General features: G+C 51.2%; 14 protein-coding genes. 13 read left to right on the top strand and 1 reads right to left on the bottom strand.

Going from position 1 to position 17,468, the window contains the following annotated elements; genetic code table 11:
* The first annotated feature begins 487 nt into the window (after positions 1 to 487).
* The 13 genes from H8S80_RS19895 to H8S80_RS19835 all read left to right on the top strand — a co-directional run bounded on the left by H8S80_RS19895 (position 488) and on the right by H8S80_RS19835 (position 16,611).
* Positions 488 to 1,252, top strand: coding sequence for an adenosylcobinamide-GDP ribazoletransferase (locus tag H8S80_RS19895; protein WP_117630860.1), 765 nt, complete (start codon positions 488 to 490; stop codon positions 1,250 to 1,252).
* Between the two features lie 47 nt (positions 1,253 to 1,299).
* The gene (locus H8S80_RS19890; RefSeq protein ID WP_117630859.1) at positions 1,300 to 1,737 is read left to right on the top strand and encodes a bifunctional adenosylcobinamide kinase/adenosylcobinamide-phosphate guanylyltransferase; all 438 of its coding nucleotides are present in this window, start codon (positions 1,300 to 1,302) and stop codon (positions 1,735 to 1,737) included.
* Between the two features lie 10 nt (positions 1,738 to 1,747).
* Positions 1,748 to 2,752 carry an adenosylcobinamide-phosphate synthase CbiB gene (cbiB, locus tag H8S80_RS19885; RefSeq protein ID WP_117630858.1) on the top strand — a complete coding sequence of 335 codons (1,005 nt, stop codon included), beginning with the start codon at positions 1,748 to 1,750 and terminating at the stop codon, positions 2,750 to 2,752.
* 49 nt (positions 2,753 to 2,801) lie between these two features.
* Positions 2,802 to 3,905, top strand: coding sequence for a pyridoxal phosphate-dependent aminotransferase (locus tag H8S80_RS19880; RefSeq protein WP_117630857.1), 1,104 nt, complete (start codon positions 2,802 to 2,804; stop codon positions 3,903 to 3,905).
* A 4-nt stretch (positions 3,906 to 3,909) separates the two neighbouring features.
* Positions 3,910 to 5,469: a cobyric acid synthase gene (locus H8S80_RS19875; protein WP_117630856.1), complete on the top strand. Its 1,560-nt coding sequence runs from the start codon at positions 3,910 to 3,912 to the stop codon at positions 5,467 to 5,469.
* Entirely contained in the window at positions 5,466 to 6,101 is a 636-nt protein-coding gene (locus tag H8S80_RS19870; protein WP_110324492.1) for a precorrin-8X methylmutase, read from the top strand. The genes H8S80_RS19875 and H8S80_RS19870 overlap by 4 nt, the downstream gene beginning before the upstream one ends.
* Positions 6,102 to 6,156: 55 nt before the next feature.
* Entirely contained in the window at positions 6,157 to 7,779 is a 1,623-nt protein-coding gene (locus H8S80_RS19865; RefSeq protein WP_002603525.1) for a response regulator, read from the top strand.
* Entirely contained in the window at positions 7,780 to 9,573 is a 1,794-nt protein-coding gene (locus H8S80_RS19860) for a sensor histidine kinase (RefSeq protein ID WP_117630855.1), read from the top strand.
* Positions 9,570 to 10,580 carry a substrate-binding domain-containing protein gene (locus H8S80_RS19855; RefSeq protein ID WP_002603527.1) on the top strand — a complete coding sequence of 337 codons (1,011 nt, stop codon included), beginning with the start codon at positions 9,570 to 9,572 and terminating at the stop codon, positions 10,578 to 10,580. Before H8S80_RS19860 ends, H8S80_RS19855 begins: the two co-directional genes overlap by 4 nt.
* 17 nt (positions 10,581 to 10,597) lie before the next feature.
* Complete coding sequence (locus H8S80_RS19850) at positions 10,598 to 11,629, top strand: galactose ABC transporter substrate-binding protein (protein ID WP_002603528.1); 1,032 nt, start codon at positions 10,598 to 10,600, stop codon at positions 11,627 to 11,629.
* A 219-nt stretch (positions 11,630 to 11,848) separates the two neighbouring features.
* Positions 11,849 to 13,156 (top strand): substrate-binding domain-containing protein, encoded by a 1,308-nt coding sequence (locus tag H8S80_RS19845; RefSeq protein ID WP_412300096.1) that lies wholly within the window; start codon positions 11,849 to 11,851, stop codon positions 13,154 to 13,156.
* A gap of 272 nt (positions 13,157 to 13,428) precedes the next feature.
* Positions 13,429 to 14,937: a sugar ABC transporter ATP-binding protein gene (locus H8S80_RS19840; RefSeq protein WP_117630853.1), complete on the top strand. Its 1,509-nt coding sequence runs from the start codon at positions 13,429 to 13,431 to the stop codon at positions 14,935 to 14,937.
* Between the two features lie 18 nt (positions 14,938 to 14,955).
* The gene (locus H8S80_RS19835; protein WP_110324535.1) at positions 14,956 to 16,611 is read left to right on the top strand and encodes a galactose/methyl galactoside ABC transporter permease MglC; all 1,656 of its coding nucleotides are present in this window, start codon (positions 14,956 to 14,958) and stop codon (positions 16,609 to 16,611) included.
* Between the two features lie 194 nt (positions 16,612 to 16,805).
* Here H8S80_RS19835 and H8S80_RS19830 read toward each other — a convergent pair whose 3' ends face one another.
* Positions 16,806 to 17,270 carry a CYTH domain-containing protein gene (locus H8S80_RS19830; protein ID WP_025530743.1) on the bottom strand — a complete coding sequence of 155 codons (465 nt, stop codon included), beginning with the start codon at positions 17,268 to 17,270 and terminating at the stop codon, positions 16,806 to 16,808.
* Positions 17,271 to 17,468 lie beyond the last annotated feature (198 nt).

Below are 17,468 nucleotides of genomic sequence, written 5' to 3'. Positions count from 1 at the left end.
GAGTGGGAGTCCCTGCAGGGTAAATGGCTGCAGGGGCTCCTTCTTTATTCTGTTACTGTTGACGGCCAGCTGAAATCCTCCGCCAGGCATCGCGGTACGTGGGCGGAACAGGAGAACGAACCGTTTCTTGTTTCCTCAGTGGCAGGAACTAAAGCAGAAAAGCAGGAAAAAGAGGCGGATCGCGCAAACTACGGCGAACTCCTGAAGGACTTCACCTCCGTGTCCGCTTGAAATCTGGCTTGGAGGCCAGATTTCACCACCCCTTTTTCCTGCTTTTCTGCTTAAGTTCCTGCGAACCTCGGAAAAGGAAACGGTTCCTTCTCCTGTTCCGCCCACGTACCGCGATGCCTGGCGGAGGATTTCAGCGGGCTGTCAATAGCAGCTTTATTCTATACTGCCCGATATAAAATGTATCTGCTCTCTGTACGAAATCCCTGTTTTGTTGTATGATAATAGAGATAATTTTTATAATGGGAGGAATTGAACGATGAACTTACTGGGCAGCCTCGCAATCGCGTTTTCCATGTACTCCAGAATCCCCATGCCCCAGGTATCCTGGACGAAGGAGCGGATGAAATACGCCATGTGCTTCTTCCCGTTAATCGGTGTGGTGATCGGAGCCTTGACTTACGGTTCCGTGCTGGTGCTTACGGTGCTTAAGCTGGACTGGATGGCTAAAATATTACCGGTCCTGGTACCTCTGATTGTTACGGGGGGAATCCATATGGATGGGTTTCTCGACGTGACGGATGCCAGAGCCTCGCACGCGCCGGTGGAAAAGAAACTGGAGATTTTAAAGGACCCACATACGGGGGCTTTCGCCATAATCGGCTGCTGCGTGTATCTGCTGCTCTACGTAGCGGTTTTCGGAGAGATGAAACCGGTGCTTCTGGGAGCCTACGGAGGGATTTTTGTGATATCGAGGGCGCTTTCCGGACTTGCCGTGGTGACCTTTCCGATGGCGAAGAACAGCGGACTCGCCGCGTCATTTTCCGGACAGGCACAGAAGAAGACGGTCGCCGTGACCATGTGGTGCTGTCTGGTTCTGGCAGAAGGCTGGATTCTGTATGCGGGAGGGGCCGCAGCCGCATCGATGACAGCGGTTGGCGCCGCTCTGACATTTTTGTACTATTACTGTATGGCGAAAAAAGAATTCGGCGGAATTACGGGAGACCTGGCGGGGTATTTCCTTCAGGTGTGTGAGCTGGTACTGACGGCGGTGCTGGCGGCTGTGGCCCGGTTTGCCATATAAAGAACCGGACAATAACATGAAACGAAAATGATGACAGGAGAATATTTATGATTTTTATTACAGGCGGTGCGTGGCAGGGAAAGACGGCATTTGCGGAAACACTTGCAGCAGGCCGGGCCACGCCGGGAATAGGAGAACACGTACTGTACGCCGGTCCCAAAACGGAAGAGAGAACGCTTCCGGTGGCCAGCGGACGGAGGGATCCGTTCGAAACGGCCCTTGAGCGGCCGGTTATCAGCGGATTTCATTACTTTGTGAGAAGACTGCTCTGGGAAGAGCGGGATGTCAATGAATTTATAGCCGCGATTGAGGCGAAGAATCCGGAGGTCGTGATTACCGCGGACGAGATGGGATGCGGTATCGTTCCGGTGGACCCGGAGGAGCGGGCATGGCGGGAGGCAGCCGGGAGGGCGGCCGAAAAGCTGGCGGCAGATTCCGAAGCAGTGTACCGCATGGTCTGCGGCATCGCCACCAGGCTGAAATGAGGGAGAACAGATGATACGTTACCATATACTGGCTGCATTTGCGGGCTGTGCCCTCGATGCGCTGTTTGGAGATCCACGGAATATACCCCATCCGGTCTGCGGCATCGGTAACCTGATCGCATGGCTGGAGGCACGGCTCCGCAAATGGTTTCCGGCAAACGAAAAGTCGGAGAGAAGGGCGGGAACCGCGCTGGTTGTCGCTGTTCTTCTGATCACAGGACTTGCCTCGGTGCTCGTTCTGGCTGCCGCGTACACGGTTCATCCATTGGCTGGAGTGGCGGTGGAAAGCATGATGTGCGGGCAGATGATGGCGTGGCGTTCTTTGAAAAAGGAGAGCATGAAGGTGTATGACGCGCTGGCCGCCGGAGATACAGAGGGCGCAAGAACCGCAGTCTCCATGATCGTAGGGCGGGATACCAAAGATCTCACAGACCTGGGAATTACGAAGGCTGCGGTGGAGACTGTGGCGGAAAATACCTCGGATGGAATTATTGCCCCGCTCTTTTACATGGTGCTGGGAGGCGGAACCGGGATATTTCTCTATAAGGCGGTTAATACCATGGATTCCATGGTTGGATATAAAAATGTCAAATACATAAACTTCGGAAGAACAGCAGCCAGACTGGACGATGTGTGCAACTATATTCCGGCCAGGCTTTCGGCCTGTTTCATGATCGCGGCGGGTTATGTCCTGGAGGCGGCAGAAGGAGCCGAAATCCGTCATTACAGCGGAAGAGGCGGAATCCGGATCTTCAGACGTGACCGTTATAACCATAAGAGTCCCAACTCCGCCCAGACGGAATCGGTCTGTGCCGGCGTACTGGGGATTCAGCTGGCGGGAAACGCGTTCTACTTCGGAAAGCTGTACGAGAAACCGACTATCGGCGATGCAGACCGGTCCGTGGAATATGAGGATATCCGGCGGGCAAATACGCTGATGACGGGAACGTATGCGGCGGCGCTGTTTGCAGCGGCGGTTCTTTGGCTTCTGGTTACAATACCATTTATTAGATAATCCGGCACTGTAGAACAGACTGTAAAATGACAGAATGGAGATATACATCATGGAATACCAGCATGGAGGAGACATATATACGAATCAGGTGGAGCTGGATTACTCCGCCAACCTAAACCCGCTCGGGCTTCCCGAGGGTGTGAGAAATGCTTACATAGGGGCGGCAGACTGCTGCAGCGTGTATCCGGACAGCCGGTGCCAGGCCCTTCGAACGAAGCTGGCGGATTACCACCGGATCGGAAGGGAGGCTGTTCTCTGCGGAAACGGCGCGGCGGAGCTTATCTTTCTGATTGTACAGGCGAAGCGTCCGAAGCGGGCGCTGTTAATCGCCCCCTCCTTTCTGGAATATGAGCAGGCGTTAAAGGCCGCAGGATGCGGGCTGTCCTGGTTCGACTTAAAGGAAGAGGAAGACTTTGCCCTTTCGGTACCGGAGCTCCTCGCGCATTTAAAGGAGGCAGAGGCGGCCGGACAGCGGCCGGATATCCTGTTCCTCTGCAATCCCAATAATCCCACCGGATTTGCGGTGGAACGGGAAGCGCTGATCCCTCTTCTGGAGTACTGCGAAGAATGCGGCATTGTCTGTGTGGTGGATGAGTGTTTTATTGAGTTCCTGGATGAGCCGGAGCGCTTTTCCGTGATGAAGGAACTGCGGTCGGGACGTTTCCGCCGGCTGTTTATTCTGAAGGCATTTACGAAGCTTTACGCCATGGCCGGGCTGCGGCTGGGCTACGGCATTTCTCTGGACCGGGAACTTCTGGAAGCAATGGACGGCTGTCGCCAGCCGTGGAGTGTCTCCGGTCCGGCTCAGTCGGCGGGCGAGGCCGCGCTTGGGGAGACGGAGTATGTGAACCGGGCGAGGGAGCTGGTGAAACGTGAGCGGAGCTGGCTGAAGGCGCAGATGGAGGGCCTGGGGCTTTTCGTCTACGATTCCAGGGCCAACTATCTGTTTTTCAGGGATCCGGCGCAGGCCAGGGCCCGGACGCCGGAATCCCGCAGCCTCTATGACGCCTGCTTGAAAAACGGTGTCTTAATCCGCTCCTGCGCCAACTACCGGGGGCTTGACGGACGTTTTTACCGGATCTGCGTAAAGGACAGGGCCAATAATGAGACATTTATCCGGGTGCTGAAAAAGGCGATGGAAGAGAGGGATTAGATCAATGGCAAAATCAATTATGATACAGGGGACGATGTCCAACGCGGGCAAGAGTCTGATTGCGGCAGGGTTATGCCGGGTCTTTAAGCAGGACGGCTACCGGGTCGCCCCTTTCAAATCGCAGAATATGGCGTTAAACTCTTATATAACGGAGGACGGGCTGGAGATGGGACGCGCCCAGGTGGTGCAGGCGGAAGCCGCCGGTATTAAACCGCAGGCGGACATGAATCCGATTCTGCTGAAGCCGACTTCCGACTCCGGTTCCCAGGTCATCGTCCACGGCGTACCGATCGGAACGATGCCGGCGAAAGAGTATTTTGCATATAAAAAGACGCTGATTCCCGAGGTGGAAAAGGCATACCGGAGACTGGAGGAGGAGTACGATATCATCGTGATCGAGGGCGCCGGAAGCCCGGCGGAGATCAATCTGAAGAAGGATGATATCGTGAACATGGGCATGGCGAAGATGGCGGATGCTCCGGTCCTTTTGGTGGGAGATATCGACCGCGGCGGTGTGTTTGCCCAGCTTTACGGGACTGTGGCCCTGCTTTCGGAAGAAGAGCGGGCGCGGGTGAAGGGGCTCGTCGTCAATAAATTCAGGGGAGACAAGACCATTCTGGAGCCGGGGCTGGACATGATCGAGGACCTGTGCGGCATACCGGTTACGGGAGTGGTTCCTTATGCTGATGTGGACATCGAGGATGAGGACAGCCTGGGACACCATTTAAGCGGAACAGAAAAAGGGAAAAAGACGCTGGTGGACATTGCCGTCATACGGCTGCCCAGAATTTCCAATTTTACGGATTTCCAGGTCTTTTCCTGTATGCCGGAAGTCGGCCTTACGTATGTGAACCGTTTGTCGGATCTGGGAAAACCGGACCTGATCCTGCTTCCCGGGACGAAGAACACGATAGAAGATTTACTCTGGATGCGGGAGAACGGCCTGGAGGCGGCAGTACTGAAGCTGGCGTCCGCCGGCGTTCCGGTGTTCGGAATCTGCGGCGGCTTTCAGATGCTGGGAGAAAGCCTGGAGGACCCGTTCGGTGTGGAGACGGAAACCTACAGAGGGCGGCCGGTGGAAGGGCTTAAGCTTCTTCCGGTAAGGACCGTATTCGGGAAAGAGAAGACGAGAACCCGGGTGACCGGTTCCTGTGCCTCCGTGGGCGGAATCCTGGAGGAGCTTTCGGGCATGGAGATCGAGGGATACGAAATCCACATGGGCGAGACGGTCCGCGCGGTGCCGCCCCTGTCCTATGTGATGGAGCAGAACGGCTCTCACCTGGCCAAGATGGATGGATGCCAGAGAAATCATGTCTACGGCACGTACATCCATGGATTCTTTGACCGGGAGGGAATCGCAGAGACGGTTGTGAGCGCTCTCCTTGAGAAAAAGGGGCTGACCGCAGTGCGAAACGAAGAGTTTCATTACGCCGCCTACCGGGAGCAGCAGTACGACCGTCTCGCGGCAGTCATCAGAGAGAGCTTTGACATGGCGGCGGTTTACGAAATGATGGGAATCGACGGCAATCGCATGACGGACAGCAGAAAGGAAGATTCAGAATGATAAAGACGGAACTGGAACGGGTGCTTCCCGGTGACATAGAGAAAAGGAGCTTTGAGATTATCACAGAGGAGCTGGGGGACCGGGTCCTGGACCCGGAAAATGAACTGGTCATCAAACGCGTAATCCACACGACCGCCGACTTCGACTATGCGGACAGCTTAATCTTTTCCGAACACGCAGTGGAGCTGGCGAAGGCGGCGATTAAAGAAGGCGTCCGCTTCATCACAGACACCAATATGGGGAAATCGGGCGTCAACCGGGCGGCCCTCCAGAAATGCGGCTGTACGGTGGACTGTTTCATGGCCGATGAAGACGTGGCGGAGGCGGCGAAGCGGCTCGGAACCACCAGAGCCTGCGCCAGCATGGAGAAGGCGGCCGATTTGGGCGGAGACTGTATCTTTGCAGTCGGCAATGCCCCTACGGCACTGGTCCGGCTGTACGAGCTGATTAAAGAGGGCAGGCTGAAACCGAAACTGGTGATCGGTGTGCCGGTAGGCTTTGTCAACGTGGTCCAGTCGAAGGAGATGATCCTTTCACTGCCCGACACGCCGTTTATTGTGGCGAGAGGACGGAAGGGCGGAAGCAATGTGGCGGCCGCCATCTGCAACGCGCTGCTGTATCAGTGCATATAACGGGACTGCATAGAGACAAAATCTTATTATTTACAGGAGAGAAGGGGTATAGATCATGAATTTATACAGCATTATTTTGGTGGACGACGAGGAAGAGGTCCGCAAGAGCATTATCAAACAGATTGACTGGGAATCAGCCGGATTCAAGGTGGTGGGGGATGCCGAGAACGGAGAAGACGCGCTGGAAAAGATCGAGGTCTTAGAGCCGGATGTGGTTCTGACCGATATCCGCATGCCCTATATGGATGGCCTTACGCTGGCGGAGAAAATCCGGCAGAGGTATCCTTCCATGAAGGTGGTTATTTTCTCGGGCTACGACGATTTCGAGTACGCCCAGAAGGCAATTAAGCTGAACGTGACGGAGTACATTCTAAAACCGGTCAACGTGGAGGAGCTGACATCCATCCTGAAACGGATCAAGTCTAATTTAGATGAGGAGATCGAAGAGAAGCGCAACGTGAGCCGCCTTCGTGAAAATTACAGAAAGAGCCTGCCGATTATCCGCGAGCAGTTTTTCAACGACATGGTGCACCGGAGGCTGTCGGATGATTTGATTGAGTCGAAGCTGAGGGAATACGATATCCCGATTACAGGAGCCAGGAAATGGGTGATCGCGGCCGTCGATGTGGAAAAGAGTGATGACAGAAGCAAGAAGACGCTGTCACTCCACGAGGAGGAAGAGCTGATTCCGATTTCCGTCATGCAGATCGTGCGGGAAAAGCTGAAAAGCTACTGCCGGTTCTCCTTATTCCAGTCCACGGCTGAAGCCGAAATGGTGGTGATCGCGGCGCTCGACGACGACAATACGACGACGGGGCTCATCGATGTTCTGGGAGATATCTGTAAGGAGGCCAAACGTATTCTGGAGGTTCCGGTCACCATAGGCATCGGCCACAGCGTGACCGGCCTGTCGAAGATCGCAGGCTCCTACCAGTCGGCAGTGGAAGCCCTGGGATATAAGGCGGTGGTAGGCAGCGGAATCACGATCTACATCAACGATATGGAGCCGGTAGGCAGCGGCAAGCTGGAATTTGACAATGCAGACGAGTCTGATTTTATTTCCGCCGTCAAGTTTGGACCGGATGAGAAGATCGAGGCCGTAACGGCCAGAATCTCCGGCAAGCTGGAATCGGCAAAGGTGCATTACCGTCAGCAGCAGGTGTATGTGTTCGGCGTCCTGAACACCATCATTCAGATGATCCAGCAGTATGACTTAAACCTGGAGGAGATTCTGGGCGGCGAGCTGGAATACTTAAGCGTCATCGACAAGCTTCAGAAGCGGGAGGAGTTCGGCGAGTGGCTGTTAAAAACGGCGCACAAGATGAACCAGGCCATCAATCAGGAGCGTGACATAACGACGCGCCAGGTGATCCAGCAGGCGAAGCAGTATATTATGGACAACTATCAGAACCCCGATCTGTCCGTGGAGATGATCTGCCGCCACCTGCACATGAGCCCGGCTTATTTCTCGACCATGTTCAAGAAGGAGACGGGGCAGGCCTACATCGCCTATCTCACGGAAATCCGCTTAAATAAGGCCGTGGAACTGTTAAACAAGACGGACGACAAGACGTACGTCATCGCCTCCAAGGTGGGTTACCAGGAGCAGAACTATTTCAGCTACGTATTCAAGAAAAAATTTGGAGTGTCACCGACGAAATTCCGTGGAGCCAGATAAATGAATAAAAAGAAAAACGGCAAGAGGATTCATAACAACAGCATACGGTATACGATCTTTACGTATTTTACCGTGACTGCCCTGGCGGCCAGTCTGCTCATTACGTTTTCCATCTACCAGCGTCTGTCGAGCCAGGTGTCCGAGACGGTTATGGAGGAAAACCAGAGCCTGATCGGCCAGGTGGCGCGGTCTGTGGAGAGCTATCTGCGCACGGTCATGAAGCTGTCGGATTCCCTGTATTACGGTGCGGTAAAGAACGCGGACCTGTCCTCGGAGTCCATCAACAGCGAGATCACCCTGCTGTACGACAACAACAAGGACAATGTGGACAACATTGCCCTGTTCTCCCAGGATGGGACTTTAAAGGAGGCGGTGCCGGCAGCCAGAATCAAGACGAATCTGGACGTGACCGGGGACGGCTGGTTTTCCAATGCCCTGGAGAAAACGGAAAACCAGCATTTCTCCAATCCTCACGTCCAGTATATTTTCGACGGCAATGAAAGCCAGTACCGGTGGGTGATCTCTCTGTCCCGGGCGGTGGAGCTGACGGAAGGGACATCGACGGCGCAGGGCGTGCTTTTGGTGGATTTAAGCTACTCCAGCCTGGCGCATCTGTTTGAGGGCGTGACCACAGGCACCGGAGGCTACGTCTACTTAATCAGCAACGACGGGGAAATCCTCTACCATCCGAAGATCCAGCTGATTGATTCCGGACGGGTCTCCGAGAATAATTTAACGGCGGCCGGATACAAGGACGGAAACCATCTGGAAAAGTTCGAGGGGCGTGAGCGGATTATCACCGTGAAGTCCGTGGGCTACACGGGCTGGAAGGTCGTAGGGGTGACGCCAAAGAACGTGGTATCCCTAAACTCCATAAAGACGAGGCTGTTTATCATTTTTCTGATCACCCTGATTCTCTTTATTTTAACAATTATCAACTCCTATATATCGTCCAGAATCACGAATCCCATCAAGGAACTGGAAAAATCCGTGGGAATTCTGGAGGAGGGAAATTTGGAGACGCCGGTCTATATCGGCGGATCGTATGAGATTCAGCATTTGGGAACCTCCATCAATAACATGGCCAGACAGATCCGGGTGCTGATGAACGATATTGTGACAGAGCATGAGGCCAAGAGAAAGCAGGAATTTGATACGCTGCAGTCTCAGATCAACCCGCATTTCCTCTATAACACCCTGGATATCATCGTCTGGATGATTGAAAATGAGCAGAAGGCGGAGGCGGTTAAGGTAGTGACGGCGCTTGCGCGGTTCTTCCGTATCAGCCTGAGCAAGGGTAAGAGCATCATCACCGTGCATGACGAGCTGGAGCACGTGCGCAACTATCTGATGATTCAGCACATGCGTTTTAAGAACAAATTTTCCTACTACATCGACGCCGCGGACGACTGCCTGGAGCTGGCCAGTTTAAAGCTGATGCTCCAGCCGCTGGTGGAGAACGCGATCTACCACGGGATGGAGTTCATGGACGGCGACGGCGAGATCACGCTCAAGGTGTGGAAGGAAGGGGAGGACTTATACTTCACGGTCCGCGACAACGGGCTGGGCATGACCCGGGAACAGGTGGAAAGCCTGTTTTCCGACACGATTTTAGTGACCTCCAAAAAGGGCTCCGGAATCGGTGTAAAGAATGTGAATGAGCGGATCAAGCTCTATTTTGGCGAGGAGTACGGGCTTAGGATCGATTCAGAACCGGACGAGGGGACGGAGATTACCATCCACCTTCCTGCCGTTCCCTACAGCCGGATTCTGGCGGAGGGCGGAGAAAGATGAAGATGACAAGGCGGGAAAAGATGATATGGAGTCTGCTTGCGGGAGTTTTAGTCCTCCTGTTTCTGCTGTCCTCCACGGATTTGATTATCAAAGAAAAGAAGACGGAGATTTATCCGATATCCATCGTGATCGGAGATACCACAGATGATTACTACACAAATTTCCGCAAGGGTGTGGACAAGGCCGCGGATGAGTACAACGTGGATGTCAACTTCATCACCCTGTACGAAAAGGGAGATGTCACGGAGCAGATGGAGCTGTTAAAGCGTGAGATTGACGACGGGGCGAAGGCGGCGGTGCTGGTGCCCTTAAAGCAGCAGGAGTGCAGCGCGATACTGGATGGGATGGTCCTCAGCAGCCCGCTGATCGTCATGGGAACCATCTTCCCGGGCGACTGGGCCATGAGCGGTATCTCACAGGACTACCAGGAGACGGGGAAGATGCTGGGGGATGCCATAGCAAGGGAAAATACCCCGGACAAGCCGGTTCTCGTATTCTCCGAGGGGCTGGAGTACGGCTACAACAAAGAAGTGTACAAAAGCCTTCTGGCGGCGCTCTCCCAGGCGGGCTTCCATGTGCAGCTCTACGAAAAGTACAGAAACGGCGCTTCCGGCGCCTCCGCGGCGGAAAGTGAGGATGACTTTCACCGGACGATTGAAGAAAACGCGGTTTCCGGCAGCGGGGAGGAGATTCTCGTCGCCCTGGACGTGCAGAGCCTGGATCAGGTGGCGGATGTCATCGCGGGAAGCCCGGTTTATGGAAAAGACACTCCGAACCTCTATGGCTTCGGCAGCACGACGAAGATATTAAATCAGATGGACCGCGGCGTGATAAAGGGCCTTGTGACGACAAACCAGTTCGATGCCGGATACTTAAGCATTGTAAAGGCAGTGGAGGCCATCGAAAAGCGCGGCGACCGGGATCAGATCGTGCTGGAATCGTATTACATCGAAAAAGATGATTTGAAAGAGACGCGTTTCGAGAAGATTCTTTATCCAATCGAGTAAGGAACAGAGGAGGGCCAATGAAAAAGAAATATTCATTTATTGCAGTACTGCTCATAGCTGTTATTCTTGTGTTCGGCTGTCTGTTTTTCCAGAACCGGAGCCATGAGGAGAAGGAGGAGAAAAAGACGCTGCGGGTCGGGGTGACTCTGTACCGGGGAGACGATTCCTTTATTAATAATCTCTGCGGAAAGATGGAGGAGAAGGCGAAAGCCTATGAGAAGGAGACCGGCGTCAAAGTGATTCTCGACGTTGTGGATGGAAAGGGCAATCAGAACACGCAGAACAGCCAGGTGGACCGGTTTATCTCCCTGGGTGTGGACGTGATCTGCGTCAATATGGTGGACCGGTCCGCAGCCTCCTATATCATCAGCAGGGCGATGGAGGGCGACATTCCCGTGATATTCTTCAACAGGGAGCCGGTGGAAGAGGATATGAACCGATGGGAGAAGCTTTACTATGTGGGGGAAAGCGCTAAGGAATCCGCGGTCCTGCAGGGGAACATCCTGGTAGACGCCTATAAGAAGGATCCCGCTTCCCTGGATTTAAACGGCGACGGCAAGGTAAGCTATGTACTCCTTGAGGGCGAGACAAGCCATCAGGATTCCTTAATCAGAACGGAATGGTCGATTCAGACCTTAAAAGACGGAGGCGTTCCCCTGGAAAAGATCACCGGAGGCATTGGAAACTGGGAGAAGAGCCAGGGCTCTGCGTGGATGGAGAAATGGCTCGATGAGTATCCGGATGAAATCGAACTCGTGATCAGCAACAATGACGATATGGCGCTGGGTGCGGCTGACGCGCTGGAGCGGAAGAAAATCACAAGGCCCATCAAGATTGTGGGGATCGACGGAACACCACAGGGAATCGAGGGGCTGAGCTCCGGGAAGCTCTTTGGAACCGTGCAGTGTGACAGCGATGAGTACGCCAATGTGATGTTCCAGATCGCCGCTGCGGCCGGACTTGGACAGAATGTACAGGAAATCGTGAGTTTGGAAGGGGGAAAATACTATAATTGCAGTCAGACTGCACTAACAGCTGATAAAAACTAAAATGTCTTGTGCATGTTGCGATCCAGACCATGGAAAAATGGGTAAAAAACATAAAATCTAAGAAATTTTATATAATAACGAAAAAAATCATATGGAAATATGCCTAAAATAAAGATATAATATGGGTGTCGATGAGGAAAAATGACGAATCGGCAAATACTATACTATATCTAGGGAGGATTTATCATGAGATTACTCAAAAAAGTAGTAGCAGTAGGTATGGCGTCCACTATGGTATTTTCCATGGCAGGATGTGGCTCCAAGACAGCAGAAACACCAACAACAGCAGCTCCGGCAGAGACAACAACCGCAGCAGCAGGAGAGACAACAGCAGCTCCGGCAGAGACAAAAGCCGCTGATGCAAAAGTGGAGAACAAGGATAAGCCCTTAGTATGGTTTAACCGTCAGCCATCCAGCAGTGCCACAGGCCAGCTTGATATGACGGCGCTGAATTACAATGCGGATACATACTATGTAGGATTCGATGCAAATCAGGGTGCTGAACTTCAGGGTACCATGGTAAAAGAGTACATCGAAAAGAATATTGACACCATCGACCGTAACGGTGACGGAATCATCGGCTATGTTCTGGCGATCGGCGATATCGGACATAACGATTCCATCGCTCGTACAAGAGGCGTTCGTAAGGCCCTTGGAACAGCGGTAGAGAAAGACGGCAACATTGTCAGTGACCCGATTGGTACAAACACAGAGGGCAAGGCAACAGCCGTACAGGACGGAACACTTGAAGTTGGCGGAAAGACATATATCGTTCGCGAACTTGCTTCCCAGGAGATGAAGAACTCCGCAGGAGCTACATGGGATGCAGCGACTGCAGGCAACGGAATTGGCACATGGTCTTCTTCTTTCGGCGATCAGATTGATATTGTTGCTTCCAACAACGACGGTATGGGAATGTCCATGTTCAACGCATGGTCCAAGGACAACAAAGTTCCTACATTTGGTTATGATGCAAACAGTGATGCAGTTGCCGCTATCGCAGAAGGCTACGGCGGAACCATCAGCCAGCATGCAGATGTTCAGGCTTACTTAACACTTCGTGTTCTCCGCAACGCTCTCGATGGAGTTGATATTGATACTGGTATCGGTACAGCGGACGATGCAGGCAACGTTCTGAGCAGCGATGTATATGTATACAAAACAGATGAGCGTTCTTACTATGCATTAAACGTTGCTGTTACAGCAGATAACTATAGCGATTTCATGGATTCCACAATGGTTTATGCGCCAGTAGCAAATCAGCTTGATGCTGCTGCCCATCCGGAAAAGAATGTATGGCTGAATATTTACAATTCAGCTGATAACTTCCTGGGTTCAACCTACCAGCCACTTCTTCAGAAGTACGACAAGCTGCTTAACTTAAAGGTTGAGTACATCGGCGGCGATGGCCAGACAGAGTCCAATATCACAAACCGTCTTGGAAATCCGAGCCAGTACGATGCATTTGCAATTAACATGGTTAAGACAGATAACGCAGCTTCTTACACATCTTTACTTGATCAGTAATATTCACTAATATTAAAGATGGGCAGGCTATCAGGGAGAAGAAATTCTCCCTGATAACCTCTTTTAAATAAGCGAGAATTTCCACGCATCTGTAAGTGGAGGTCTGAATTACCAAAATAAGTTTAACGGTAGTGGCGGGCGGAGAAAAATCGGTATCCCCCACTGACATGAAGTTAAGTCACGCATCTTAAAATGTAGTCGTACTCTGTGAAATTACCGAGAGTGGATTGAAACAATAATCAGGTGTTTTTATAAGCAGAGGAGTAAAAACAATGGCAGATAAGAAAGATGATATCGTCTTATCAATACGCGGTATGAGCAAGTCCTTTGGCCGAAACAGGGTTCTGGACCATATCAATCTGGATGTGAAGCGCGGAACCGTTATGGGGCTTATGGGTGAGAACGGCGCCGGTAAGTCCACCATGATGAAGTGCCTGTTTGGTACCTACCAGAAGGACGAGGGAAATATCTTCCTGAAAGGAAAGGAAGTAAGCTTTTCCGGACCGAAGGATGCCCTTGAAAACGGAATTGCAATGGTTCACCAGGAACTGAATCAGTGTCTGGAAAGAAATGTTATTGACAATCTGTTCCTCGGTCGTTATCCGGTCAATTCCATGGGGATTGTTGATGAAGGCAGAATGAAAAAGGAAGCTTCCGAGCTTTTCAGAAAGCTGGGCATGACCGTTGACCTTACTCAGCCCATGCGGAACATGTCTGTATCACAGAGGCAGATGTGTGAGATTGCCAAGGCAATCTCCTATAATTCCCAGGTAATCGTTCTCGATGAGCCGACTTCCTCCTTAACGGTACAGGAAGTGGATAAACTTTTCGAGATGATGAGAATGTTAAAAGAGCAGGGAATTGCCCTGATCTACATCTCTCATAAGATGGATGAGATTTTTGAAATATGTGATGAGATATCGGTGCTTCGTGACGGCAACCTGGTTATGACAAAGAGTACCAAGGATGCGAACATGAATGAGCTGATAGCGGCCATGGTAGGCCGTTCACTTGACAACCGGTTCCCGCCGGTTGACAATACCCCCAAGGATGTGATTTTGTCCATCCAGCATTTATCCACGAAGTTTGAACCCCATTTGCAGGATGTTTCCTTCGATGTAAAAGAAGGGGAGATCTTCGGGCTGTATGGACTGGTGGGAGCAGGGCGTACGGAGCTTCTGGAGACGATCTTTGGTGTCCGTACCCGAGCGGCAGGGCGTGTTTACTTTAATAAGCGCCTTATGAATTTCGGAAGTGCGAAGGAAGCTATGGAGCATGGATTTGCCATGATCACTGAGGAACGAAAGGCCAACGGGCTTTTCCTGAAGGGTGATCTCACGTTTAATACCACCATTGCAAACCTGGAACAGTATAAGACCGGAATCGCACTCTCTGATGTAAAGATGGTAAATGCGACTTCGAAGGAAATCAAAATCATGCATACCAAGTGTATGGGGCCGGACGATATGATATCGAGCCTTTCCGGCGGTAACCAGCAGAAGGTTATTTTTGGAAAATGGCTGGAACGCGAGCCTCAGGTTTTCATGATGGATGAACCTACAAGAGGTATCGATGTCGGCGCGAAATACGAAATATATGAGTTGATCATCAATATGGCGAAGCAGGGAAAGACGATCATAGTTGTTTCCTCTGAGATGCCGGAGATTCTGGGAATTACGAACCGTATTGGTGTTATGTCCAATGGACGGCTGTCTGGAATTGTGAATACAAAAGATACAAACCAGGAAGAGCTTTTAAGACTCAGTGCAAAATACCTATAATGGGGGAGATTGATGGATATGGCGAATGGAAATGGTAAGACTCTTACAGCTGAACAGGAACTTAAGCTGCGCCAGCCAATTGAGGATTATGTTGGTAAGATACAGAGTAAGATCGACAGCCTCAGAGCGGACGGCACAAACAGAGCAGTCGCTCTTCAGAATTCGATTGACGCAATAAAGAGAGACCGCAGCATCACGAAGGGTGAAAAAGAATCCAGGATTACAGCGTATAAGGCTGAGCTGGATAAAGCAAAAGCAGTTGAAGCAAAAAATAAAGATGAGATTTCAAAATTAATTTCTGACGCAACAGCGTATCTGAAGGCACACTTTGATAAGGATTATTATCAGCCGCTGAAGGAGAGCTGTGAGCAGGAAAAGGTGCTCGCAAAGGAAAAGTACAACAAAAAGATTGCGGAGCTGGAGAAAGAACACCAGAGCACCATGTCAAAGCTTTCTGACCATCAGGAAGTGAAGGATGAAAAGTATGTTCATAAGAACCGGATGTTTGATGCGAAAATGGATTTGGAAAAGGAACTTCAGCAGATCAAGGACAGAAGACACGCGGCATTTGTCTGGCAGTATCATCTGATCGACTTACTGCGCATCTCCAAATTCACCTTCACGGAGTCCAGGGCCCAGAAATGGGAGAACTATAAATATACGTTCAACCGCAGGGAATTTTTACTGCAGAATGGTTTGTATATAGCGATTATCCTGATTTTTATCGGGCTGTGTATCGCCACGCCGATCATAAAGGGCGTGCCGCTGCTTACCTATAACAATATTTTAAATATTCTACAGCAGGCTTCCCCGCGTATGTTCCTTGCACTCGGTGTAGCGGGACTCATTCTCCTTACCGGTACGGACCTTTCCATTGGCCGTATGGTTGGTATGGGTATGACGACTGCAACCATCATTATGCACCAGGGCGTCAATACGGGTATGGTTTTCGGCCATGTATTTGATTTTACGGGTCTTCCCATCGGTGTAAGAGTTGTTTTCGCTCTGTTTATGTGTATCGTTCTGTGTACATGTTTTACCGCAATCGGAGGCTTCTTTACAGCCAGATTCAAGATGCATCCTTTTATTTCAACCATGGCAAACATGCTGGTAATCTTCGGCCTTGTTACGTATGCGACAAAAGGTGTATCCTTCGGTGCAATTGAATCATCGATTCCGAAGATGATCATCCCGAGACTGAATGGTTTCCCGACCATCATCCTTTGGGCGGTAGCTGCAATTGCAATCGTATGGTTTATCTGGAACAAGACAACATTCGGCAAGAATTTATACGCAGTCGGCGGAAACCCGGAGGCAGCGGCTGTTTCAGGTATTTCCGTATTCTGGGTAACCATGGGCGCATTTATCCTGGCTGGTATTCTTTACGGCTTTGGCGCATGGCTGGAATGTGCAAGAATGGTAGGCTCCGGCTCCGCGGCTTATGGCCAGGGCTGGGAGATGGACGCGATCGCAGCCTGTGTAGTAGGCGGCGTATCCTTTACCGGTGGTATTGGTAAGATTTCAGGCGTAGTAGTCGGCGTACTTATTTTCACCGTACTGATCTACTCCCTTACAATCCTCGGTATCGACACAAACCTCCAGTTCGTATTTGAAGGTATCATCATTATCACGGCAGTAACACTTGACTGTCTGAAATACGTTCAGAAGAAATAAAACAATAATCCACCCAACAGCATGAAAGAATTTGCTTATGCGCCAGCGCACCGCAAATTCTTTCATGCCTTTTTTATTTCTATTAGGAAAGATGGCCGCTGAAGCGACCGCGCTCCGGCGCAGGAGTCCAGCTTGCCGGACTCTTTCTTGTAAGGGGAAGAATAAAATTTCTCCCCAAAGCATGGTCCCCAGGCTCAAAGCAGCTCCATACCTGCCAGCCCCGACAACCGGCTGTTCTGATACTCCCCGGAGTATGTCACATCCCTTCCAAACCATTCCGGAGGAACAAACGCATTCGCCTCCTCCTCCGTCTCAAACTCCACTTCCGCCAGCATAAGCCCCTGAAACTTCCCTTCAAACACATCGAATTCGATAGTCAAATGCGATCCCTCGACAGGAATCAAGTACCTTTTCTTCGTAAGAATATTCCCATCCGCCTTCCCGATCAAATGCTCATAAGCCTCCTTTGTAAGAGGCAGATTATACTCCTCTCTGGCCAGCTTCCCTCTTGACTTATACGTAAGATAATACGTATCATCCTCCCGTCTCACCCGCACCACCGGCTCTGTACACAGGTATCCCTGCTCAATCGCATGATAAGGATACTCCTTATATCCGGGCAGTGGATCATTTATAAAAAATTTACGTTCTATTTCCATCGATTTCCCTCCATTAACAATACGTGTAACCATTGCAAAAATAGTATACCATATACCATAAAGAAAATGTAGTCAAGCCTTTTATTTATTATTTAATATTGTTTTAATATTGTTTTTCCCAGCACAGCCAGTACACAGCCCCAGGGTTTGCGGTTAGGGCGAGGGGGACGGGGGAGAACCTGCGACAGCTTCCTTTTC

The organism is Hungatella sp. L36 (assembly GCF_014288035.1).
This window is presented reverse-complemented; position numbering and strand designations above follow the sequence as displayed.